At 73.2% G+C, this 21,242-nt stretch carries 21 protein-coding genes and 1 pseudogene; 16 read left to right on the top strand and 6 right to left on the bottom strand.

Annotation, left to right across the window (positions count from 1 at the left end; genetic code table 11):
- The first annotated feature begins 20 nt into the window (after window positions 1-20).
- The 4 genes and pseudogenes from purS (at window position 21) to C8054_RS18220 (ending at window position 4,680) form a co-directional block, all read left to right on the top strand.
- Window positions 21-284, top strand: a complete 264-nt coding sequence (gene purS / locus C8054_RS18235; protein ID WP_107157991.1) for a phosphoribosylformylglycinamidine synthase subunit PurS — start codon at window positions 21-23, stop codon at window positions 282-284.
- Entirely contained in the window at window positions 281-964 is a 684-nt protein-coding gene (gene purQ / locus C8054_RS18230; protein WP_107157990.1) for a phosphoribosylformylglycinamidine synthase subunit PurQ, read from the top strand. Before purS ends, purQ begins: the two co-directional genes overlap by 4 nt.
- Window positions 965-1,016: 52 nt before the next feature.
- Window positions 1,017-3,398 (top strand): annotated as a pseudogene (purL, locus tag C8054_RS18225) (phosphoribosylformylglycinamidine synthase subunit PurL); the annotation flags it as partial.
- Window positions 3,399-3,930: 532 nt separating this feature from the next.
- Entirely contained in the window at window positions 3,931-4,680 is a 750-nt protein-coding gene (locus C8054_RS18220; protein WP_107158024.1) for a 2-phosphosulfolactate phosphatase, read from the top strand.
- A gap of 162 nt (window positions 4,681-4,842) precedes the next feature.
- On the opposite strand, the gene C8054_RS18215 is transcribed toward C8054_RS18220, so the two are convergent.
- Complete coding sequence (locus C8054_RS18215; protein ID WP_107158023.1) at window positions 4,843-7,086, bottom strand: carboxypeptidase-like regulatory domain-containing protein; 2,244 nt, start codon at window positions 7,084-7,086, stop codon at window positions 4,843-4,845.
- Between the two features lie 190 nt (window positions 7,087-7,276).
- Here C8054_RS18215 and C8054_RS18210 point away from each other — a divergent pair, with 190 nt between their 5' ends.
- The 5 genes from C8054_RS18210 to amcA all read left to right on the top strand — a co-directional run bounded on the left by C8054_RS18210 (window position 7,277) and on the right by amcA (window position 11,916).
- A complete protein-coding gene (locus C8054_RS18210) occupies window positions 7,277-7,600 on the top strand; it encodes a sterol carrier family protein (protein ID WP_107157989.1) in 324 nt (107 codons plus the stop codon).
- Window positions 7,601-7,768: 168 nt separating this feature from the next.
- On the top strand, window positions 7,769-9,286 hold the full coding sequence (purF, locus tag C8054_RS18205; protein ID WP_107157988.1) for an amidophosphoribosyltransferase: 1,518 nt from the start codon (window positions 7,769-7,771) through the stop codon (window positions 9,284-9,286).
- Between the two features lie 55 nt (window positions 9,287-9,341).
- Window positions 9,342-10,496, top strand: coding sequence for a phosphoribosylformylglycinamidine cyclo-ligase (gene purM / locus C8054_RS18200; RefSeq protein ID WP_107157987.1), 1,155 nt, complete (start codon window positions 9,342-9,344; stop codon window positions 10,494-10,496).
- A gap of 135 nt (window positions 10,497-10,631) precedes the next feature.
- Window positions 10,632-11,723, top strand: coding sequence for a cyclophane-forming radical SAM peptide maturase AmcB (gene amcB, locus C8054_RS18195; RefSeq protein ID WP_199199836.1), 1,092 nt, complete (start codon window positions 10,632-10,634; stop codon window positions 11,721-11,723).
- A complete protein-coding gene (gene amcA / locus C8054_RS18190; protein ID WP_107157985.1) occupies window positions 11,704-11,916 on the top strand; it encodes a multiple cyclophane-containing RiPP AmcA in 213 nt (70 codons plus the stop codon). Before amcB ends, amcA begins: the two co-directional genes overlap by 20 nt.
- 147 nt (window positions 11,917-12,063) lie before the next feature.
- Here amcA and C8054_RS18185 read toward each other — a convergent pair whose 3' ends face one another.
- Window positions 12,064-12,279, bottom strand: coding sequence for a DUF3073 domain-containing protein (locus tag C8054_RS18185; protein ID WP_107157984.1), 216 nt, complete (start codon window positions 12,277-12,279; stop codon window positions 12,064-12,066).
- A 301-nt stretch (window positions 12,280-12,580) separates the two neighbouring features.
- Complete coding sequence (locus C8054_RS18180) at window positions 12,581-13,663, bottom strand: Glu/Leu/Phe/Val dehydrogenase (protein WP_107157983.1); 1,083 nt, start codon at window positions 13,661-13,663, stop codon at window positions 12,581-12,583.
- 176 nt (window positions 13,664-13,839) lie between these two features.
- Between C8054_RS18180 and C8054_RS18175 the strand changes: the two genes are divergently transcribed.
- Together C8054_RS18175 and C8054_RS18170 are read left to right on the top strand one after the other, a co-directional pair.
- On the top strand, window positions 13,840-14,679 hold the full coding sequence (locus tag C8054_RS18175) for a hypothetical protein (RefSeq protein WP_107157982.1): 840 nt from the start codon (window positions 13,840-13,842) through the stop codon (window positions 14,677-14,679).
- Between the two features lie 256 nt (window positions 14,680-14,935).
- On the top strand, window positions 14,936-15,145 hold the full coding sequence (locus tag C8054_RS18170) for a BldC family transcriptional regulator (protein WP_007073996.1): 210 nt from the start codon (window positions 14,936-14,938) through the stop codon (window positions 15,143-15,145).
- Between the two features lie 56 nt (window positions 15,146-15,201).
- Here C8054_RS18170 and C8054_RS18165 read toward each other — a convergent pair whose 3' ends face one another.
- Window positions 15,202-15,600 carry a PPOX class F420-dependent oxidoreductase gene (locus C8054_RS18165; protein ID WP_107157981.1) on the bottom strand — a complete coding sequence of 133 codons (399 nt, stop codon included), beginning with the start codon at window positions 15,598-15,600 and terminating at the stop codon, window positions 15,202-15,204.
- A gap of 53 nt (window positions 15,601-15,653) precedes the next feature.
- Here C8054_RS18165 and C8054_RS18160 point away from each other — a divergent pair, with 53 nt between their 5' ends.
- Entirely contained in the window at window positions 15,654-16,433 is a 780-nt protein-coding gene (locus C8054_RS18160) for a bifunctional 2-polyprenyl-6-hydroxyphenol methylase/3-demethylubiquinol 3-O-methyltransferase UbiG (protein ID WP_107157980.1), read from the top strand.
- A gap of 52 nt (window positions 16,434-16,485) precedes the next feature.
- Here the strand turns inward: C8054_RS18160 and C8054_RS18155 are convergent, their stop codons facing one another.
- On the bottom strand, window positions 16,486-16,773 hold the full coding sequence (locus C8054_RS18155) for a hypothetical protein (protein ID WP_107157979.1): 288 nt from the start codon (window positions 16,771-16,773) through the stop codon (window positions 16,486-16,488).
- A gap of 163 nt (window positions 16,774-16,936) precedes the next feature.
- On the opposite strand from C8054_RS18155, the gene C8054_RS18150 reads away from it, so the two are divergent.
- Window positions 16,937-17,794, top strand: coding sequence for a 3-hydroxyacyl-CoA dehydrogenase family protein (locus tag C8054_RS18150; protein ID WP_107157978.1), 858 nt, complete (start codon window positions 16,937-16,939; stop codon window positions 17,792-17,794).
- Window positions 17,791-18,534, top strand: a complete 744-nt coding sequence (locus C8054_RS18145) for an enoyl-CoA hydratase/isomerase family protein (RefSeq protein WP_107157977.1) — start codon at window positions 17,791-17,793, stop codon at window positions 18,532-18,534. The genes C8054_RS18150 and C8054_RS18145 overlap by 4 nt, the downstream gene beginning before the upstream one ends.
- A gap of 61 nt (window positions 18,535-18,595) precedes the next feature.
- Here the strand turns inward: C8054_RS18145 and C8054_RS18140 are convergent, their stop codons facing one another.
- On the bottom strand, window positions 18,596-19,933 hold the full coding sequence (locus C8054_RS18140) for an ABC transporter substrate-binding protein (protein WP_107157976.1): 1,338 nt from the start codon (window positions 19,931-19,933) through the stop codon (window positions 18,596-18,598).
- A gap of 167 nt (window positions 19,934-20,100) precedes the next feature.
- Between C8054_RS18140 and C8054_RS18135 the strand changes: the two genes are divergently transcribed.
- Complete coding sequence (locus C8054_RS18135) at window positions 20,101-20,490, top strand: hypothetical protein (RefSeq protein WP_107157975.1); 390 nt, start codon at window positions 20,101-20,103, stop codon at window positions 20,488-20,490.
- Between the two features lie 33 nt (window positions 20,491-20,523).
- Window positions 20,524-21,234: a DUF2786 domain-containing protein gene (locus C8054_RS18130; RefSeq protein WP_107157974.1), complete on the top strand. Its 711-nt coding sequence runs from the start codon at window positions 20,524-20,526 to the stop codon at window positions 21,232-21,234.
- Window positions 21,235-21,242: the final 8 nt, after the last annotated feature.

Genomic DNA, 21,242 nt, shown 5'->3' with positions numbered 1-21,242 from the left:
TACACAGTCAGGAGTGCCCAGTGCCTCGCGTCGTCGTCGACGTCATGCTCAAGCCCGAGATCCTCGATCCGCAGGGCCAGGCCGTCGCAAACGCACTGCCCCGGCTCGGCGTCAGTGACGTCGCCTCGGTCCGGATCGGCAGGCGGATCGAGATCGAGTTCACCGGCGAACCGGACCTGGACCGGGCCCGCGAGATCGCCGACAAGCTGCTCGCCAACCCGGTCATCGAGGACTTCACGGTCCGCGTGGTCGAGGCCGACGAGACCGCGGGCGCGCACTCGTGACCGCCCGGGTCGGTGTGGTGACCTTCCCCGGCTCGCTCGACGACGGGGACGCGGCCCGGGCCGTCCGGATCGCCGGCGCCGAGCCGGTCCGTCTCTGGCACGGCGACCCGGACCTGCACGGCGTGGACGCCGTCGTCCTGCCCGGTGGCTTCTCCTACGGCGACTACCTGCGCTGTGGCGCCATCGCCCGGTTCGCACCGGTGATGGAGACGATCGTGGACGCCGCCCGTGGCGGCCTGCCGGTGCTGGGCATCTGCAACGGCTTCCAGATCCTCTGCGAGGCGCATCTGTTGCCCGGGGCGCTCACCCGCAACCAGCACCTGCACTTCCGCAACCGGGACCAGATCCTCCGGATCGAGGCCACCGGCACCGCCTGGACCAACACGTTCCAGCCGGGCCAGGAGGTGCTCATCCCGGTCAAGAACGGCGAGGGCTGCTACGTCGCCGACGCCGCCACGCTGGACCGGCTCGAGGCCGAGGGTCGCGTCGTGGCCCGGTACGTCGGTGGCAACCCCAACGGATCACAGCGCGACATCGCCGCGATCACCAACGAGGCCGGCAACGTCGTCGGCATCATGCCGCACCCCGAGCACGCGGTGGAGGCGCTCACCGGCCCCTCCCTGGACGGCCTCGGCTTCTTCACCTCGGTGCTCAAGCACCTGGTGGGAGCCCCGGCGTGACCATCGGTCGGCTCACCCGCCGTCCCGACGGCGAGCGCAGCAAGGAGACGTCATGACCACCCATCCGGATCCGGGCCTGCGGGCGCCGCAGGGCGTGTCGCCGCAGGTCGGCCCGACCGACGACTGGGCGCCGGGCGTGGACACCGTGCCGCAGGCCGCCGGCACGCCGGAGGAGCTTCAGCCGTACGCCGAACTCGGCCTGCGTGACGACGAGTACGACCGGATCCGGCAGATCCTCGGCCGCCGGCCGACCCAGGCCGAGCTGGCCATGTACTCGATCATGTGGAGCGAGCACTGCTCCTACAAGTCGAGCAAGGTGCACCTGCGTCAGTTCGGGGAGAAGGCGCCGCCGAGCGACCGGCTGCTCGCCGGCATCGGGGAGAACGCCGGCGTGGTCCGGGTCTCCGACGAGCTGGCGGTGACCTTCAAGGTCGAGTCGCACAACCACCCGAGCTTCGTCGAGCCCTACCAGGGCGCGGCGACCGGCGTCGGCGGCATCGTCCGCGACATCCTCGCCATGGGCGCCCGCCCGGTGGCCGTGATGGACCCGCTGCGCTTCGGCGCGGCCGACCACCCGGACACCGCCCGCGTGCTGCCCGGCGTGGTGGCCGGCGTCGGCGGCTACGGCAACTGCCTCGGCCTGCCCAACATCGGCGGCGAGGTGGTCTTCGACCCCTGCTACCAGGGCAACCCCCTGGTCAACGCGCTCTGCCTGGGCGTGCTGCCGGTCGACCGGCTCCAGAAGAAGGACGCCACCGGCCCCGGCAACGTGGTGGTGCTGATGGGCGCCCGGACCGGCCGCGACGGCATCGGCGGCGTGTCGGTGCTGGCCAGCGCCACCTTCGACGAGGGCAGCGAGCAGCGCCGCCCGTCCGTGCAGGTGGGCGACCCGTTCATGGAGAAGCTGCTCATCGAGGCGTGCCTGGAGCTGTACGACGCCGAGCTGGTCGTCGGCATCCAGGACCTCGGCGGCGCCGGCCTGACCTGTGCGCTGACCGAGACCGCCGCCTCCGCCGGCACCGGCATGCGGGTGTGGCTGGAGCGGGTGCCGCTGCGCGAGCCCTCGATGGAGCCGCACGAGATCCTGGCCAGCGAGTCCCAGGAGCGGATGCTGCTGGTCGTCACGCCGGAGAAGCTGGAGGCGGTGCTCAAGACCGCCGAGAAGTGGGGCGTCTGGGCCACCGCCATCGGCGAGGTCACCGCGCCGTCGCCGGACGGCCGGCCGGGCCGGCTGGTCATCACCTGGCGCGACCAGCTCGTGGTGGACGTGCCGCCGGGCTCGCTCGTCGACGACGGGCCGGTCTACGCCCGCCCGATGCGGGAGCCGGCCGACCTGATCCTGCTCCAGGCCGACCGGGCCGAGACGCTGCCCCGGCCGAGCACCCCGGACGCGCTCCGGGAGACCGTGCTGCGCATGATCGCGTCGCCCAACCTGGCCGACAAGACCTGGGTGACCGAGCAGTACGACAGGTACGTGCTCGGTAACACCGTGCTCGCCCAGCCGGAGGACTCCGGCGTGATCCGGATCGACGAGCGCAGCGGCCTCGGTGTCGCGCTCTCCGTCGACGGCAACGGCCGGTACGCGCGCCTCGACCCGTACCACGGGACGAAGCTGGCGCTGGCCGAGGCGTACCGGAACGTGGCGGTGACCGGCGCGAAGCCGATCGCGGTGACCAACTGCCTCAACTTCGGCTCGCCGGAGGACCCGGGCGTGATGTGGCAGTTCGCCGAGGCCGTACGCGGCCTGGCGGACGGCTGCCTGGAGCTGGGCATCCCGGTGACCGGCGGCAACGTCAGCTTCTACAACCAGACCGGCGCGGCGGCCATCCACCCGACCCCGGTGGTCGGCGTGCTGGGCATCCTCGACGACGTCGCCGCGCGGGTGCCGATGGGCTTCGTGCCGCGCCCGGCGGGCGACCACGACCAGCTCTTCCTGCTGGGCGAGACGCACGTCGAGCTGTCCGGCTCGGAGTGGGCCTGGGTGACCCACGAGCACCTGGGCGGGATTCCGCCGCAGGTGGACCTGGCCCGCGAGCGGCAGCTCGGCGAGCTGCTGGCCGAGGCGGCCCGGGTGGGGCACGTCAGCTCGGCGCACGACCTCTCCGACGGTGGCCTGGCGCAGAGCCTGGTCGAGTCCAGCCTGCGTCGCGGCGTCGGCGCCCGGATCACCCTGCCGGAGCACTTCGCCGACGGCTCGATGCCGTTCGTGTTCCTGTTCAGCGAGTCCGCCGGCCGGGTGCTGGTGTCGGTGCCGCGCGGGCACGAGAAGGCGTTCACCGCCCTCTGCGCCGAGCGTGGGGTGCCGTGGGAGTACATCGGCGTGACCGACCCGGCCGGTGGCGCGCTGGAGGTGCGCGGCCAGTTCCGGATCGGCCTGGACGAACTGCGTGAGGCGCACGGCGCGACGCTGCCGCGCCTGTTCGGCGACGCCGAGGCGCCGCGGGTGGAAGTTGCGGCGACCCGTACCGGCACCACCACCGTGCTGCCGGCCACCGCCGAGCAGCCGGTGGGGGTGGATCCGGCCCGGGGCGACGCGGAGCCCATCGCCCGCACGGCCCCGGACGCGGAAGCGCCGGCACCGTCGGACGGCCCGACGCGGGCGGACGCGGGCACCGGCTCTGCCCCGGCCCGGGAGGTCTCGCCCGAGGCCGGAGCCCGCTCGCCCGAAGCTGGGACCCGCTCGCCCGAAGCCGGGGACGCGCCGACCGGTCCGACCGCGACGGCGGCCGGCACCGACTCCGCCGACCCGTCGCGGGGCGACACCGGGTCCTCCGGGTCGGTTCCGGCGCGGGCCGGGGCGCAGTCCGGCGGGTCCGCTCCGGCGCGCGCCGACGACGAGCCGGCCGGGCCGGCCACGGCGCGGGCCGAGGCGTCCCCGGCGGAGGTCGCCGGGCCGCCGTCCGACCCCACCCCGGGCGATGCCCGCCCGGCTTCCGGTGAGCCGGGCCAGCGCTGAGGTCACGAACGTGGGCGTCTTCACGCAGCCCGGTGCCGGCGCCCGATTCGACTGGGGTCTGACCGGAGCGGCGGAACTCGGCCGGGTCTGTGCCGTCCTGGTGGTGGTGGACGTTCTGTCGTTCACCACCGCCGTGGAGGTGGCGGTGAGCCGGGGCTCCCGGGTGCACCCGTTCCCGTGGGGCGAGCAGGCGGCCGAGTACGCCCGCCGGATCGGCGCCGTCGCCGCGGTGGGCCGCCGGCAGACGACCCCGGAGCATCAGTGGTCGCTCTCCCCGGCGGCGCTGCGGACCGCACCCGTGGTCGCCGACCTGGTGCTGCCGTCGCCCAACGGCTCGGCGATCAGCGCCGCGGCGAGCGCCACCGGCATGCCGGTGGTGGCGGCGTGCCTGCGTAACGCACGCGCCGTCGGGCGATGGCTCCGCCACCAGGGGTACGGCACGAACGACGCCGCCGTGGGCGTGGTGGCCGCCGGTGAGCGTTGGCCGGACGGGTCACTGCGTCCCAGCGTGGAGGACCAACTCGGGGCCGCCTGCGTGCTGGACGCCCTGGCCGGCGTGCCGGGTGGCCTCTCGGTGGAGGCGGCCATGGCGCTGGCGGCACTCGCCAGCACGCCCGACGTGCCGGCGGCGGTGCGGGGTTGCGTCTCCGGCCGGGAGCTGGCCGAGGGCGGGTTCGCCGAGGATGTCGAGGTCGCCGCCGAGATCGGTGTCTCCGACGTGGTGCCGGTGCTGCGCCAGGGCTACTTCGCCCCCGCCTGACAGTTCCTCGCCTTCGGCGACTGAAGATCTTGGTACGAGACCGCGCCCCGGAGGGGCCGTGCCGTACCAAGATCTTGGGCTGATGGACCGACGCTCCGGTGACCTGACGAGCGTGGCCGCCCGGCGAGTGCCGGACGGCCACGGTGGCGCGGAGAAAGTGGGTCAGTCGTCCAGCCAGTCGAGGCGTCGCCCGCCCCGATCCGACGTACCGTCCGCACGGCCCCGACCGGCCTGCGCCGGATCGTCGGGGTAGCCGGCCTGGTTGCTGTCGTAGCCGGGACCGCGCTGCTGCGGCGGCTCCTGACCGTATCCGCCCTGCTGGCCGTACCCGCCGCGCTGGTCGTAGCCGCCCTGCTGGTCGTAGCCGCCCTGCTGGTGACCGCCGTCGTAACCACCGGGGGCGTTGCCGTAGGCCGCGCCGGCCGTGCCGCCGTCGTAGCCACCCGGCTGCCGGCCGTCGTAGCCGCCACCCTGGTGGCTGCCGTAGCCGCCGGCCGGGGCGTCGCCGTAGCCGCCCTGCTGCTGCCGGCCGCCGTCGTAGCCGCCGGTGGGCGCGTCGCCGTAGCCGCCACCCGGGCGGCTGTCGCCGTAGCCCGAGCCCGGGGCGTCGCCGTAGCCGCCGGCGGGGGCGTTGTCGTAGCCACCCCCCGTCGGCGCACCGCCGTAGCCGCCGGTGGGCGCGTCACCGTACCCGCCACCCGGCCGGCTGTCGCCGTATCCCGGGGCGTCGCCGTAGCCGTTCTGCTGCCGGCCGCCGTCGTATCCACCGGCGGGGTTGCCGTCGTAGCCGCCGGACGCGGCCCCGTAGCCACCGCCGGCGCCGTAGCCGTCGGCCTGCTCCGCGCCCCGGCCGTACTGACCCGGGCCGGGCTGGTCGTAGCCCCGACCCTGCTCCGGCTGGTAGGTGCTGGTCGGGTACGGGTCGGCCGCCGGCGCGTACTGGGTGCTGTCGCCGGTGTAGCGGCCGGTGGGCTCGTCGAAACGTTCGCCTGCGTACCCGCCGCCGCCCTGGGCCGCGGCGTAGCCGGCTGCCCCGGCAGCACCGGCCGCGTAGTCGGGGCTGCCGTAGCCGGCACCGGAGGACGGGCCGTTGCCGTAACCGCCGCCCGACGAGGGCGCGTTGCCGTAGCCGTAGCCGCCCTGACCGGGGGCGTCGTCGCCGTAGCCGTAGCCGGCCTGTCCCGCCCCGACGCCGTACGCGGGCCCGGGGGGCGCACCGTACGGGTCCGGCGGGACGTCGTCCACCACCGGTCGCTGGAGCATGGTCGGCGCCTCGCTCATCGCGGCACCCCCGACCATGGTCGGAGCCGGCCCGGCGCCCATGCCGTTGACCACCCGGGTCTGGTCGTCCACGCCCCGGTAGGCACCGTGGGCCGCGGGGACCGCGCCCGCCGCACCGCCGCCGGGGCCACCCGGAGCGCCCGGCCCGTCGGGACCGTCGCCGTCGCCCTCGTCGTTCTTGCGCCGCATGTAGAGCAGCACGATGGTGCCCACGCCGACGGCGACGAAGAGGCCGCCGAGCAGAATCAGCAGCCAGTTGCCGAAGCCGCCGGAGTCCTCGCCGGCGGTCGGCTGCTGGGCGGCCGGGGCCTCGGTGGCCGGGCCGTCGGTGGTCTCCTCATCGGTGACCTCCTCGGACGGCGGGGCGGACTCGCTGGCCGAGGGCGTCGCGCTCGGACTCGCCGACGCCTTGACCGCCACGCTGATCCGCAGCCCGGTCACGGACTGGCCGGCGTTGGCGTTGATCGACTTGGCGCTCGGGGTCGCACCGTCCGCGGAGGCGCCCAGGTCGATGCGGCCCGGCGCGATCGGGTTGTCGGCGGAGCCGCCGAAACTGAAGTTGCCACTGCCGTTCGTGTTCGTCCGGCGCTCCTTGCCGGCGCTGTCGCGCAGCATGACGAGCGCGCCGGAGATCGGCTCACCGTTGGAGTCGACCACCTTGCCGGAAACCGTCTTGACGGTCTGCGGCTGCTGCGACGGCGGCGGCGCGGCCTTGCCCTTGACGGTGAGGTTGAAGTTGCCGGTCGCCGCGTCGGACTTGTCCGGCTGCACCTGCACGGTCACCGAGCCGTTGGCGTCCCCGGCGTTGTCGTTCGCGCGGATGGTGAGCAGCTGCGTCTTGGGCATCGGGTTGCCCGGCGCGAAGTTGACCTGGCCGCAGCCGGAGACGCAACTGACACCGGAGGGCAGGCCGGTGATGCCGATCTGCGCGTTCTGGTCACCCTCGCCGGGGGTGACCCGGACGGTCACTGTGGTGTCGCTGCCGGCGTTGACCGTGACCGAGCCCGGCGAGACGCTGACGTCGGCCGCGAGGGCGGGTGTGGCGGGGACGGTGAGCAGGGCGCCGAAGATCAGCGCTACGACCACACCGGCCCGATGCTTCCAGGCACGTCGGTGTGTGGACACGTCCACCGCCTTCCGGGTCTGATCTTCCCGCCGGCCGGTCCGGCCGGGTTGATCACTCACGGTACGAATTACGCCGTCGGCAACTATGCCTTGTCTGACCGGATCATCTCTACCCAGGGCCGGCGTCGGGCCGCCTTCTGCCGGGTCGTATCGTCCCGTCGTGTCCTCTCCGCACGCTTATTCCGACTCGGTGCTCACCGCTCTGGCGGCACTGGACGAGGGGCGTACGCCCGAACGGCCGGTGCTCCGGGAGGCGGTCCGGATGCTCTTGGTCGCCCTCGCGGAGCGCGCGCCCGGCCGATCGGTGGAGGTGCGCGTCCCACCCTACGGTGCGGTGCAGTGCGTGGCCGGGCCACGACACACCCGCGGCACCCCGCCGAACGTGGTGGAGATGGACCCGGGCACCTGGCTGTCGATCGCCACCGGCCGGCTCGGCTGGGCGGAGGCGGTCACCGAGGGTCGCGTCCGGGTCTCCGGCAACCGCGCCGACCTCTCCGCGTACCTCCCGATTTAACCGTCCGGCACCGGCGTTCCGAGCCACGCTCAGCGGGCACCTCGTGACTGTCGGTGGCGACGCGGGTTCGCGTACACTGGTGGCCGACGACGGTCCCGGCCCACGGTGCGGAGCTGCCCCCCGACTCCGCCAGGCCAGTCCAGACCCCCCAGCACGAGGGAGCGGCAGGTGCCCCGAGGCGATGGCCGGCTGAGCCACGACCTTGACCCCCAGCGACCCGGCCCCCAGGACGCGTGCGGCGTCTTCGGTGTCTGGGCGCCCGGCGAGGAAGTCGCGAACCTTACCTATTTCGGGCTCTACGCCCTCCAGCACCGCGGCCAGGAGGCCGCGGGCATCGCGGTCAGCGACGGCTCCGGTGTGGTGGTCTACAAGGATCTCGGCCTGGTCGCCCAGGTGTTCGACGAGCCGACGCTGGCCAGCCTGCGCGGGCACGTCGCGATCGGGCACGCGCGCTACTCGACCACGGGCGGCTCCACCTGGGAGAACGCCCAGCCGACGATCCGGGCCACCAGCGCCGGCACCACGATCGCGCTGGCCCACAACGGCAACCTGGTCAACACCGCCGAGTTGCAGCGCGAGGTGTCCGCCCGCGGCCTGGACTCCGACGGGTCGAGCAACGACACGTCGCTGGTCACCATGCTGCTGGCCAGCCGGCCCGACCTCTCGGTCGAGGCGGCCGCGCTGGAGGTGCTGCCGCAGTTGCGCGGCGCGTTCAGCTTCGTCTTCATGGACGAGTCGACGCTCTACGCGGCGCGTGACCCGCACGGCGTGCGCCCGCTGGTGCTCGGCCGGCTGGAGCGCGGCTGGGTGGTGGCGAGCGAGACCGCCGCGCTGGACATCGTCGGCGCGAGCGTGGTCCGCGAGGTGGAGCCGGGCGAGCTGATCGCCGTCGACGAGGACGGGCTGCGCTCCAGCCGGTTCGCCGCGCCGGAGCCCAAGGGCTGCCTCTTCGAGTACGTCTACATCGCCCGGCCGGACGCCACCATCGCCGGCCGGAACGTGCACGCGGCGCGGGTGCAGATCGGCCGCCAGCTCGCCAAGGAGCACCCGGTCGAGGCGGATCTGGTGATCCCGGTGCCGGAGTCCGGCACCCCGGCGGCCATCGGCTACGCCGAGGAGTCCGGCATCACCTACGGCCAGGGCCTGATGAAGAACACGTACGTCGGGCGCACGTTCATCCAGCCCTCGCAGACGCTGCGCGCGCTCGGCGTCCGGCTCAAGCTGAACCCGCTGCGGCAGAACGTCCGCGGCAAGCGGCTGGTGGTGGTGGACGACTCGATCGTCCGGGGCACCACCCAGCGGGCCATCGTCCGGCTGTTGCGCGAGGCGGGCGCGCTGGAGGTGCACGTACGGATCTCCTCGCCGCCGGTCAGCTGGCCCTGCTTCTACGGCATCGACTTCGCCACCCGGGCCGAGCTGCTGGCCAACGGGTTGGACAACGACGGCATCCGGCGGTCGATCGGCGCCGACACGCTGGGCTACGTCTCGCTGCCCGGTCTCATCGCGGCGACCGAGCAGCCGAAGACCCGACTCTGCCGGGCGTGCTTCGATGGGGAGTACCCGATCGAACTGCCGGCCGGGAACCTGATCGGCAAGCACGTGCTCGAGGGAGTGGGCCGCCGGGTCGTCGCCGAGGCGGCCGAGCCCACCGGCCCGCTCGTCGCCACACCGACCCATCACCCGTAGCACCACCGACGCGGGTCCGGCGTTCCGGCCCCGCGGAACCACAAAGGGGAGAACCGTGACGCACGTGTCCGAGCGCAGCGGCGCAGGATCCAGCCCGACGGGCGCCGGCGGCGACCGCCAGCCCTGGTCGGCGGGGTCCGGCCGCACGCAGCGCAAACGCTCGGTCTCGTACGCCGACGCCGGGGTGTCGATCGAGGCGGGGGACCGCGCGGTCGAGCTGCTCAAGTCCAAGGTCCGCCAGACCCGGCGCCCGGAGGTCATGGGTGACCTGGGCGGCTTCGCCGGCCTGTTCCGGCTGGACACGAAGAAGTACAAGAGCCCGATCCTGGCCTCCTCCACCGACGGGGTGGGCACCAAGCTGGTGATCGCCCAGCAGCTCGACATCCACGACACGGTCGGCATCGACCTGGTCGCCATGGTCGTCGACGACCTGGTCGCCTGCGGCGCCGAGCCGCTGTTCCTGCTCGACTACATCGCCACCGGCGAGGTCGTCCCGGACCGGGTCGCCGAGATCGGCGCCGGCATCGCCGACGGCTGCCGGTACGCCGGCTGCGCGCTGCTGGGCGGCGAGACCGCCGAGCACCCCGGCGTGCTGCGCCCGGACGAGTACGACATCTCGGCCACCGGCGTCGGCGTGGTGGAGGAGAGCGAGATCCTCCGCCCGGAGCGGGTCGAGGTGGGCGACGTGGTGATCGCCATGCGTTCCTCCGGCCTGCACTCCAACGGCTACTCGCTGGTCCGGCACGTGCTGCTGGGCGCCGGCCGGATGCGGCTGGACGTGGTGATCGAGGACTTCGGCCGCCAGCGCACGCTTGGCGAGGAGCTGCTCACCCCGACCAAGATCTACGCGCAGGACTGCCTCAAGCTGATCGCCGAGGCCGAGGTGCGGGCGCTGGCCCACGTGACCGGCGGCGGTATCCCGGGCAACCTGGTCCGGGTGCTGCCGGAGCACGTCGACGCGGTGGTCAACCGGTCGACCTGGAAGCCGCAGCCGATCTTCGACCTGATCCAGTCCAAGGGCCGGATCGAGGACCCGGAGATGGAGTCGACGTTCAACATGGGCGTCGGCATGTTCGCCATCGTCGCCGCCGAGGACGCCGACCGGGCGCTGGCCACCCTGACCGGTCGCGGTGTCGACGCGTGGCAGGCCGGCGAGATCATCGAGGGCTCCGGCAACGTGCAGATGGTCGGGCAGCACACCCGGGGCTGATCGCGCTGGTCACCCTGCGCTGATCAGCCGGGCACCTGATCGGGGGTTCACCCGAGTGGCCGCCTCCGCCTAGCCTGAAGGTTCGGTTTTCCGGCGCGCGGGGGAGGTTCGATGGCTGCACGCACGCCCGGAGGGATGCGCGGCATCGCCGCCGTCCCCTCGTACGTGGTGATGCAGCCGACCACGTTGTGCAACCTCGACTGCGCCTACTGCTACCTGCCGCTGCGCGCGGCGGACCGGCGGATGTCGGTGGCGGTGGCCGAGGCGGTGGCGGCGTCGGTGAACCGGTGGGCGGCCCGGGGGCGGTGCTCGGTGGTCTGGCACGGCGGGGAGCCGCTCGCGGCCGGCCGGGAGCACCTGGCCGCGCTGCTGGCCCCGTTCGGGGCGGAGGTCGAGCACCACGTGCAGACAAACGCCACGCTGATCGACGACGCCTGGTGCGCGTTCTTCGCCGAGCACCGGGTGCGGGTGAGCGTGAGCGTGGACGGCCCGCGGGCGCGCAACGCCGAGCGGGTGACCCGGGGCGGCCGGCCGGCGTACGACCGGATCGTGGCCGGGGTGGCGGCGTTGCGCCGGCACGGGCTGCCGTTCTCGGCCCTGGCGGTGGTCTCCCGGCCGGAGCCGGGCCTGGCGGCCGAGCTGTACGCCTACTTCCTCGACCTGGGCTGCGAGGTGCTGGGCGTGAACATCGAGGAGACCGAGGGGGTCAACACCCGCACGAACGCGCGGGACGCGGTCGCGGTGACCGGGTTCTGGGCCGAGCTGGTCGCCGCCTGGCGTCGGGATCCCCGGATCCACCTGCGCGAGGTGGAGTGGTCGCTGCGGTACGCCGGCGCGGTGCTGGCCGGTGCCGCGGACGAGCTGCTGCCCCGTCGGCTCGACCCGATCCCGACGGTCGGCCACGACGGCTCGGTGGTGGTGCTCTCGCCGGAGCTGGCCGGCTTCACCGATCCCCGGTACGGCGACTTCGGCAGCGGGAACGTGCTGGTCACCCCGCTGGGCGAGATCCTCGCCGGCGCCGGGCGGACGCCCTGGGTCGACGAGTTCCTCACCGGCGTGGAGGCGTGCCGGGCGTCCTGTCCGTACTTCGGTTTCTGTGGCGGGGGCCACGCCGCCAACCGCTACTTCGAGCAGGGGCGGTTCGACGGTACGGAGACCGAGCACTGCCGCAACAGCAAGATCCGCCTACTGGAGGGAGTGTTGGAGCATGCCCGAGATCACCAGTGACACCGACCGGGAAACGGTCGCCGGCCGGGTGCGGGACGCTGCCGCGGGGCTGACCGCGCTGCTCCACGAGGCGGAGGCGGCACGCCTGCTGCGGGCGGAGGCGCCGGGCGGGGACGGCGGCACCGCGGTGTGCGCGTGGAACCACTTCGAGAACATTCCGACGTTCTACAACTGGAACAACCGCCCGCGCTGAGTGCCGGGTCCGCGATCAAGGACCTGCCGGCGCAGCCGGGGAGGCGTCCCGGTGCGGCAGGTCCCTGATCGTCGGTGCTCCGTCGGCTCCGGCTGAGCACATACGTGAGCACGCGGGGGCTACCGCGTGCTCAGATGTGACCGGAGGTCAGCGGGTCGGACGGGCCCAGGGGTCCGGATCGTCGTCCGCGTGGTCCTCGTCATCGTCGTCGACATACTCTTTGTAGTCGTCGTCGAAGTTGTGCTCAGACTTACCACTACCCGCCAGTTCACGCTGCAAGGCGGTTAGGTCGGTGTTCGGGGAGTGGTACTTCAACTCCCGGGCCACCTTCGTCTGCTTGGCCTTAGCACGGCCGCGCCCCATGGCTCGACCCCCTCGCACAGAATGCGGGGCAGCCCGAAGGCGGGCCCCGATGACGTCAGGCATCTCTCGTGGCTCTTACGGTACATGGGGATGCCACCGTTCGGCACCTCGGGTCACCGTCGACCGGCCCTGCGCGTCGCAGTGTTCCGGCCGTCACACAGTGTACCCGGTAAGGAGTGGATGCCGGGACCGGCCGTGACAGCAGGCGAACTGCTCCGTAAACACCGAAATCAGCTTAACGCCCAAGTCGGACCCGGGTGCGGCCCGGGGGTGGGCCGACGCCCGTCCCCCGGGCACCGGTTCACCTCAGGTGGATGGTGCGCAGGCGGCCGACCTCGGCCATCCGCCGCTCGGCGAGCCGGTCCGCGGCCACCGCCGGCGGAACGCCCTCGTCGTCGGCGAGCCGCAGGATCTCCCGGGTGGTGTCGAAGATCCGGGTGGCACGCTGCTTGGCCCGCTCGAAGTTGAAGCCCTCGATCTCGTCGGCGACCTGGATCACGCCGCCGGCGTTGACCACGTAGTCCGGCGTGTAGAGGATGCCCCGGTCGGCGAGCACCTTCTCGATGCCCGGGTGGGCGAGCTGGTTGTTCGCCGCGCCGCTGACCACCTTGGCCCGTAGCACCGGCACGGTCTCGTCGTTCAGCGCGCCGCCCAGCGCGCACGGGGCGTACACGTCGATGTCGGACGCGACCAGCGCGGCGGTGTCGTCGACCAGGGTGACCTGCGGGTGGGTGGTGCGTACCCACTCCTGGGCGCGCGGGTTGACGTCGGTCGCCACGACCTCCGCGCCGTCGGACAGCAGGTGCGCGGTCAGGTACTTGCCGACCTTGCCCAGGCCGGCCACGCCGACCCGGCGGCCGGCCAGCGTCGGGCTGCCCCAGACGTGCTCGGCGGCGGCCCGCATGCCCTGGTAGACGCCCCAGGCGGTGAGGACCGAGGAGTCCCCCGCGCCGCCGTGCGCCACGCTGCGACCGGTGACGTAGCGGGTCTCCCGGGCGATCGTGTCCATGTCGCCGACGTCGGTGCCGACGTCGCACGCGGTGTAGTACCGGCCGTTGAGCGACTCCACGAAGCGGCCGTACGCGCGCAGCAGCGCCTCGCTCTTGAGCTGCTCCGGGTCGCCCCAGATGACCGCCTTGCCGCCGCCCAGGTCCAGGTTCGCCAGGGCGCTCTTGTACGCCATGCCCCGCGACAGGTCGAGCACGTCGGCGAGGGCGTCGGCCTCACTGGCGTACGGGTAGAACCGGGTGCCACCGAGGGCGGGGCCCAGCGCGGTGGAGTAGATCCCGATGATCGCCTTCAGGCCGGACTGCTTGTCCTGGCAGAACACGACCTGCTCGTGACCCGAGGATGACGGGTCGTCGGTGCTGGCGAATACGCCCATGGCTGACTCCTGTGTCGGTGTGCGCCCTTGTGGGGCGCGGAACCTGAGGTGGCACGCCGGCGGGATGGTGCCGGTGCCGTTGAGCCTAATATCGGCCGGAACCGTACTGTCGCGCACGTCACGCCGCCGGTGTGACGACGGCGACGGACGGTCCCGTCTCGTGGGAGGATCGCGCCGTGCCGTCGCTCTTCGCTTCATACCTGCGCGTGTACGAGCCGCTGACCGCCTTCGACCGGGATCGGCAGTCGTACTGGCGCCGATACGTCAGCGAGGGCCGGGCGATCGCCCCGCTGGACGGACCGGGCCGGCAGCGCACCTCGGTGATCGAGGCGCTCGGCGCGGGCTGGACCCGGCTGCCCGACCTGCCCGACGAGGCGTACGTGCTGGAATCCGACGACGCGTTGCTGGTCTGCCCCTGGAACCTGCGGATCCGGGTCGCCGAGGCGGCGTTGAGCGCCCGCGACGGGGTGCCGTCGGTGCTCGCCGACGCGTTCGTGCCGCCGGTCCTGGCCGGTCAGGCCAAGGCGGTGGTGGAGGACTGGCGCAGCGGGGCGCGCGTGCTGGAGCACGGGGTGCCCCGGGTCCACGAGCAGGTCGCCACGTGGGGCGTGCCGCTGCGCTGGTTCGTGCTGTTCGAGGCCGGTGAGCGGCACCTGGTCACCGAGCCGGAACGACGCGCGCTGCGCTACCGCACGGAGATCTCCAAGGCCCGCCGCCGCTCGTCCCGGGCGCTGTCCGTGCTGCGCAAGTCGGTCGGTGAGGCGCCGATCACCGAGGCGGTCGAGGAGGCCGCCCGCTGGCTGGAGGAGTTCCATCCGCGTTCGGTGGTGGAGCTGGACTACGGCGGCCTGGTGCAGTTGTTGCCGGACGAGACGCTGGCGGCCGACGACTCCACCGAGCTGGTCGCGGCGGGCCTCGCCGGGTTGTCCCGGGGCGAGGCCGAGGAGGCCTCGGCGGCGTACGACAAGCTGGTCGCCCGCTGGCGCGCGGTGCAGCTCCTGGAACGCTGCAACTGACACCCGGTTTGCCCCCTTCGCGGGTGGGCACTACGAGAGTGTCTCGTAATTGACGCATCACGAACCGTGATCATGAGTCCTATTAAGGTACTTTCTGCAGTGTAAAAGTCGTAAAAATCGGGCATGGTTCATCCGTCCGTCTAGGGACCTTCAGCCGTTCGGCCCATGTCGGACATCGGGGACTAGCCGGACCATGGGAGACGCGTCGGCCGGCGGGACCCCGGCCGATGTCTATACATGTGGAGGAGTGACCCCGATGGCATCGCGAACGCACGAACCCGAGCCGCTACTCACACCGGCCGAGGTGGCGTCGATGTTCCGTGTCGACCCGAAGACGGTGACCCGGTGGGCCAAGGCTGGCAAGCTCAGCGCCATCCGGACCCTGGGCGGCCACCGCCGTTACCGCGAGTCGGAGGTGCGGGCCTTGCTGCAGGGGCAGATCCCCCAGCAGCGTCAGGGGGACTGACGACCGGAGTTTTACAGCTTTCCGATCAGGGGCGGGCGGCCGACGGGCCACCGCCCTTAATCGTGTCCGGGGACAGTCGGGTCCAGCACGATCCGCAGCCCCACCGTGCCGCCCTCGCCCCGCCGCAACCGGCTGCCCAGCAGGCTCAACCGGCCGATCAGCCGGTACTTCCGCTTGAGCAGCCCACGGACCCGGCGCGTGCTCTCCGGGTCGTCGATCGTCGCGTGCCCCGGCACCGCCTCGCCGTGCGGCCGGCCCCGCACGTCGCACGGCGCCACCGTGACCCGGCCGTCCCGCCGGATCCGTTTCACCTTGCCGGAGTCGGACACCGTCCACACCGCCAACGCGTCGCCGTCGCGCACGGCCCACACCGGCGTCGGCACCGCCCGGCCGTCCTTGCGGAACGTGGTGAGCAGGACGTACTTCTCCGCCGCCAGGCGGTCCAGGTCGGTCACGCCGCCCAGGATACGGCTGCGACGGCGGAACCGAGCCCGGATAGCGTGCACCCATGACCGGGGAGCCCACGATCGGCGACGTGTTCGGCGAGATGATCCGCGACGCGTACGCGGTGGCCACCGGCGTCGGCCCCCGGCCGATGGCCGGTGGACGGCTGCCACGCCCGGTCATCGAGATCATCGAACGGGACGACGGGCTGGTCAACGGCGCGCCCGCCGGGCACTACCTGGACCCGCCGCAGCAGTGGCAGCCGCACGACCACCGGGCGGTCGACCGGGTGCACGGGCACGTGCTCGACGTCGGCGTCGGCGCCGGCCGGATCGCGCTGCACCTCCAGGAGCGCGGCGTGTCGGTCACCGGGCTGGACACCTCGCTCGGCGCGTTGCGCGTCAGCCGCCACCGGGGCGTCCGCGAGCTGGTACACGGCACCGTCGACGAACACGTCGCGGACGGCCGGCGCTACGACACGTTCCTGCTGCTCGGCAACAACCTCGGCCTGTTCGAGGGGCGCGAGCGCGCACCCGCGCTGCTGGCCGCGCTCGCCGCGCTGGCCCGCCCCGGCGCGCGGGTGATCGCGCACGGCACCGACCCGTACGGCACCACCGATCCGGTGCACACCGGCTACCACGAGGCGAACCGGCGGCGCGGCCGGCTCGGCGGGCAGCTCCGGCTGCGGCTGCGCTACCGGCTGCTCGGCACCGAATGGTTCGACTACCTGGTGTGCTCGCCCGACGAGTTCGCCGAGCTGGTCCACGGCTCCCCGTGGCGACTGACCGACGTGGACGACACCGACCGTCCGTACTACCTCGCCACACTCGCGCTCAGACGTTAAGAGGGGGCCCCTGCTATCGCTCAGGCGTTAACAGGGGCCCCCTCCTTGTATCTCAGACCTGGACGGTGGGGGTGGTCTCCTCCGGGGGGAGGCCGCCGTCGCCGTCGACCACCTCGTCCGGCGTGCCGTCCTCGTCGATGTCGACCATGGTGATGTCCACCTTGCCGTCGCCGTCGGTGTCGAACTGGAACAGGTCGGCCTTGCCGTCGCCGTCGGTGTCCACCACCCACACGTCGGTCTTGCCGTCGTTGTTGGTGTCCGCACGAAGCAGGTCCACCCGCTCGTCACCGCGCGTCTCGACCGTCTCGGTGCGCTCCGCGCTCTCCGGTGCCTGGCTCATCTCGTTCCTTCCTTCGGCGTTGACGCCGGTCTTTACCCCATCCGGCCGGCCCCCACGCATGCCCGGCGGGTCCGCCCTGCATAGGGTCGCATCCAGGGACGAGCGAGCGGCCGGCCCGGCGCGGCGGAGACCCCGCGCGCCACCGCCGCGGCGAGGGGAGACGATGAGTGGTCGTTTTGTGGTCGTCGGGGCCGGCACCATGGGTCTCGGCATCGCGTACGTGGCGGCCGGCGCCGGGTACGCGGTCGAACTGGTCGAGGTGGACCCCGACCGGGGGGCCGACGCGGTCCGGCGGCTCGGCGAGCTGTGGGACCGCGCCGTGCAGCGGGGCAAGCTGACCGCCGAGGCGGCCACCGCCAACCGGGTCCGGGTGACCCTGCGGGCCGGGCTGGCCGAGGTGGCCGAGGGACCGGACGTGATCGTGGAGGCGGTCCCGGAGCGCCTCGACCTCAAGCGGGCCGTGCTCCGCCAGGCCGAGGGCCGCCGGCCGGCGCTGCTCGGCAGCAACACCTCCAGCATCCCGATCGCCGAGCTGGCCGACGGGCTGGACCGCCCGGCGGACTTCCTCGGGCTGCACTTCTTCAACCCGGTCTGGGCGATGGCCCTGCTGGAGGTCGTGGTCGGCGCGGCCACCGCGCCGCAGACCACCGAAGCGGCCGTCGCGCTCGCCGCCCGGCTGGGCAAGGACCCCGTCGTGGTACGCGACATGCCCGGCTTCGCCACCTCCCGGCTCGGCGTCACGCTCGGCCTGGAGGCGATCCGGATGGTGGCCGACGGGGTGGCCGCCCCGGCCGACATCGACAAGGCGATGGTGCTCGGCTACCGGCACCCGGTGGGCCCGCTGGAGCTGACCGACCTGGTCGGGCTGGACGTCCGACTCGACATCGCGCGGACGCTCCAGGCCGCGTACGGCGACCGCTTCGCGCCGCCGCCGCTGCTGGTGGAGATGGTCGCCGCCGGCAGGCTGGGCAAGAAGTCCGGTCAGGGCTTCTACACCTGGGAAGGCGGCGTCAAACAATGAGCGGGCTGCGGATCGAGGAACTGCCGGACCGGCTCGTCGTCACGCTGGACCGGCCGGAGAAACGCAACGCGATCGACGCCGACCTGGTCGGCGAGCTGCACGCGGTCTGCGCCGGGTTGGAGGCGCATCCCCGGCTGATGCTGCTCACCGGCGGGGCGGCGGGCATCTTCGCCGGCGGCGCCGACATCGGGCAGCTCCGCGAACGCGGCCGGCTGGACGCGCTGGCCGCCATCAACCAGGGCGTCTTCGCGCGCATCCGGGCACTGCCGATGCCCACCGTGGCGGCCGTCGACGGCCCGGCGCTGGGCGGCGGCGCCGAGCTGGCGTACGCCTGCGATCTTCGGGTGTGCACGGGCCGGGCGGTCTTCGGTCAGCCCGAGGTGCGGCTGGGCATTCTGGCCGGCGCCGGCGCGACCTACCGGCTGCCGGCGTTGATCGGCGAGGCCCGGGCCAAGGAGCTGCTCTTCACCGGCCGGCGGGTGGACGCCGACGAGGCGCTGCGGATCGGCCTGGTGAACCGGGTGGTGGACGACCCGGCGGAGCTGCTGCCCACCGCCCACGGCCTGCTCGACGAGATGGCCAAGGGCTCCGCGCTGGCGCTGCGGCTGACCAAGCTGGCGGTGGACGCGCCGCCGGCCGCGCACCCGCAGCTCGACCTGCTGAGCCAGGCGGTGCTCTTCGAGGACGAGGAGAAGCACCGGCGGATGACCGAGTTCCTGGAGCGACGCCGGGCGCGCTGAACCCGCGAACGCCGAGGGCCGCACCGGAAAGTCCCGGCGCGGCCCTCGATGATCGTCGGGCTCAGTTCCGGATCTGCACCCCGGCGTCGGCCAGCGCGGTGATCGCGGTCGCCGACTCGCCGAATCCGATCACCAGCACGGCCTCCGGGCCGAAGCTCTTGATGTCCCCGGCGATGCCGGTGAAGTCGACGGGCGTCTTCGGGTCGTCCGGTGGCACGTAGGTCAGCAGCTTGACCCGGTCCGCCCCGACCCCGGCCTTCTCCAGCTCGGCCCGCACGTTCTCCTGGAGGCCCTCGCCGTAGGAGTCCTTACGGGCCAGCAGCACGATCTTGCGGGGGCCGTCCCGCAGCATCACATCGGCCAGCGCGCGGCCCTGGAGGCTGTCCGGCGGGGCGGTGCGGAAGTAGAGCCCCTTGTCGTCCACGGTGCTCAGCCCCGCGTCCGTGTTCGACGGCGAGAAGAGGATCCGCCCGGCGGCCACCACGTCCGGCAGCACCGCCCGGGAGATGCCGGACGCGCCGGCGCCGATGATGACCGGGATGCCCTGGGCGACGTGCGTGGCCACGGTCGCCTTCGCCACCGCCGGGTTGGTGCCGTCGTCGCCCTCGACGAACTTCACCGGCTCGCCGAGCACCCCGCCGCCGGCGTTGATCTCGTTGACCGCGAGCGTGACCGCGGCGGCCATCGGCGGGTACGCCAACGCCAGGTCACCGGTCTTCGGCAGCAGGCCGCCGAGCACCAGCGGCGCGTCCTTCGCCTTGCCGGCGCGGGGCTTACGGCCGCGCGGCGGGGTCTTGGTGCTCGCCCCGGACTCCTCGCCGGCGCCGACGAACTCGGTCTTCGCGTCGTCGAGCTGCTGGTTGTCGAAGTGCAGCGTGCCGTAGCTCGCGGTGGCCGGCTCTCCGTTGTCGGTGAAACCGGCCCGGGTCAGCGACACCCCCCGGTACTCCAGGTCCTGGCCGGCACGGGCGAGCTGGAGGCAGACGGCCACCTCGTCGCAGCGCTGGCCGCCGGTGGTCACGCCGACGATCTGCTTGGCGATCTCGGCCGGCGCGGTGGTGCCGGCGAGCTGGGCCGCCAGCGCGCTGATCACCACGGCGTCGTACGACTCGGCGGAGTAGAGATAGTCCGTCAGCTTCGGGTTGACGTTGCGAAGCCGCTCCTTGAAGCTCTCCGGCAGCGGCGTGAGCGGGGTGGTGCCCTTCATGCCGTTGAGGAGATTCGCCCGGTCCTTGAGTTCCGCGGCGAAGGAGTTCTGCATGTTGCCGTCGGTGCCGTAGAGGCGGACCTGGGTGGTGCCCGCGTCCTTCGGCTCGTCACTCCCGCAGGCGCTGGTAGCGAGCAGGAGCGCCGCGCAGGCCATGGACAGGGCCGCGCGCGACGTGCGATTTCCAAGCATGGTCGTCCTTCCTCCGGCGAAGGTCCGCTGCGCACATTAGCGTGCCGGTGCGGCACGTGGGACTGTGGACCGGGCTCCGTCGGCACCCCGACTGGGGGGCATCACTCTCGGTGATCGACATGCTGGTTCCCCGTCACCGCTTGACCCCCGGCGTTACTGTTCCGCAGGTGACCGATGACGCACAGCAGACGCTGGACGACGCGACCGCCGTGCTCCGTTCGGCGCTGGCCGGTGACGGCGCCGGTGTGGTCGGCGCCTTCGACGCGGTGGTGGACCGTTCCGGGCTGGCCGGTGCGTACGGGGTGGCCTGGTGCCTGGCCGCCACCATGCTCGGCGACGACGCCCCGGCGGGCGCCGCCGCGCTCGACTTCCCCGACATCGACCAGGCCGATTACGACACCCGCTGGGTGGCCCGCTTCGTCAGCGCGTACGCCAACGACGACGCCGACACCGGCGAGGCGCTGTTCGGTGCGGCAGCCGCCGACGGCCTGCTGCCCGACTGCCTGCTGACGCTCGCCGGCTCGACCATCGCCACGCTGCGCAGCCGGGAGGACTGACCAGCCGTCGCCTCGGTGTGGTAACCCTGACTGATGTCCGAGGCGATGCTCAGCAAGGTCCGCAAGCTGCTCGCCCAGGCCGAGGACCCGGCCTGCACGCCCGCCGAGGCGGCCACGTTCATGGCCAAGGCCACCGAGTTGATCGCCCGGTACGGCGTCGACCGGGCGCTGCTCGCCGCCCGGGATCCGACCGTCGACCCGGTCGGTGACCGGACGGTCGAGGTGGTCGCCCCGTACGCCCGGGACAAGGCCGGCCTGCTCGCCGCCGTCGCCGAGCCGCTGCGCTGCCGCTGCGTCCGCCGCCGCCACGGCAACGGCTTCGCCATGCACCTGTTCGGCTTCGCCAGCGACCTGGAACGGGTCGAGCTGCTTTTCACCTCGCTGCTGGTCCAGGCGGCGCACGGGCTGGCCGGGGCCGCTGTGCCGGTCGGGGAGCACCCGGCCGCGTTCCGACGCACCTGGCTGGCCGGCTTCGCCCAGGTGGTCGCCGAGCGGCTCCGCGCGACCGAGGCCGGCGCCGCCGCCGAGGCCGAGGCCGGCGTGCCGTCGGTGGCGCTGGTGCTCGCCGACCGTTCCGACCGCGTCCAGCGCCGGCTCGCCGAGACGTACCCGCGACTGCGTACCGCCCCGCGCCGCCGGCTCGCCGGGGGTGGGTTCGGCTCGGGCGCCGCCGCGGGCCGTCGGGCCGACCTGGGCGACACCGGACTGACCGGCAGCGGCGCGAGCCGGGGCATCGCCGGCTGAGCCACGTG

It is taken from the genome of Micromonospora sp. RP3T (genome assembly GCF_003027925.1).
Taxonomy (GTDB): Bacteria; Actinomycetota; Actinomycetes; order Mycobacteriales; family Micromonosporaceae; genus Micromonospora.
This window is presented reverse-complemented; position numbering and strand designations above follow the sequence as displayed.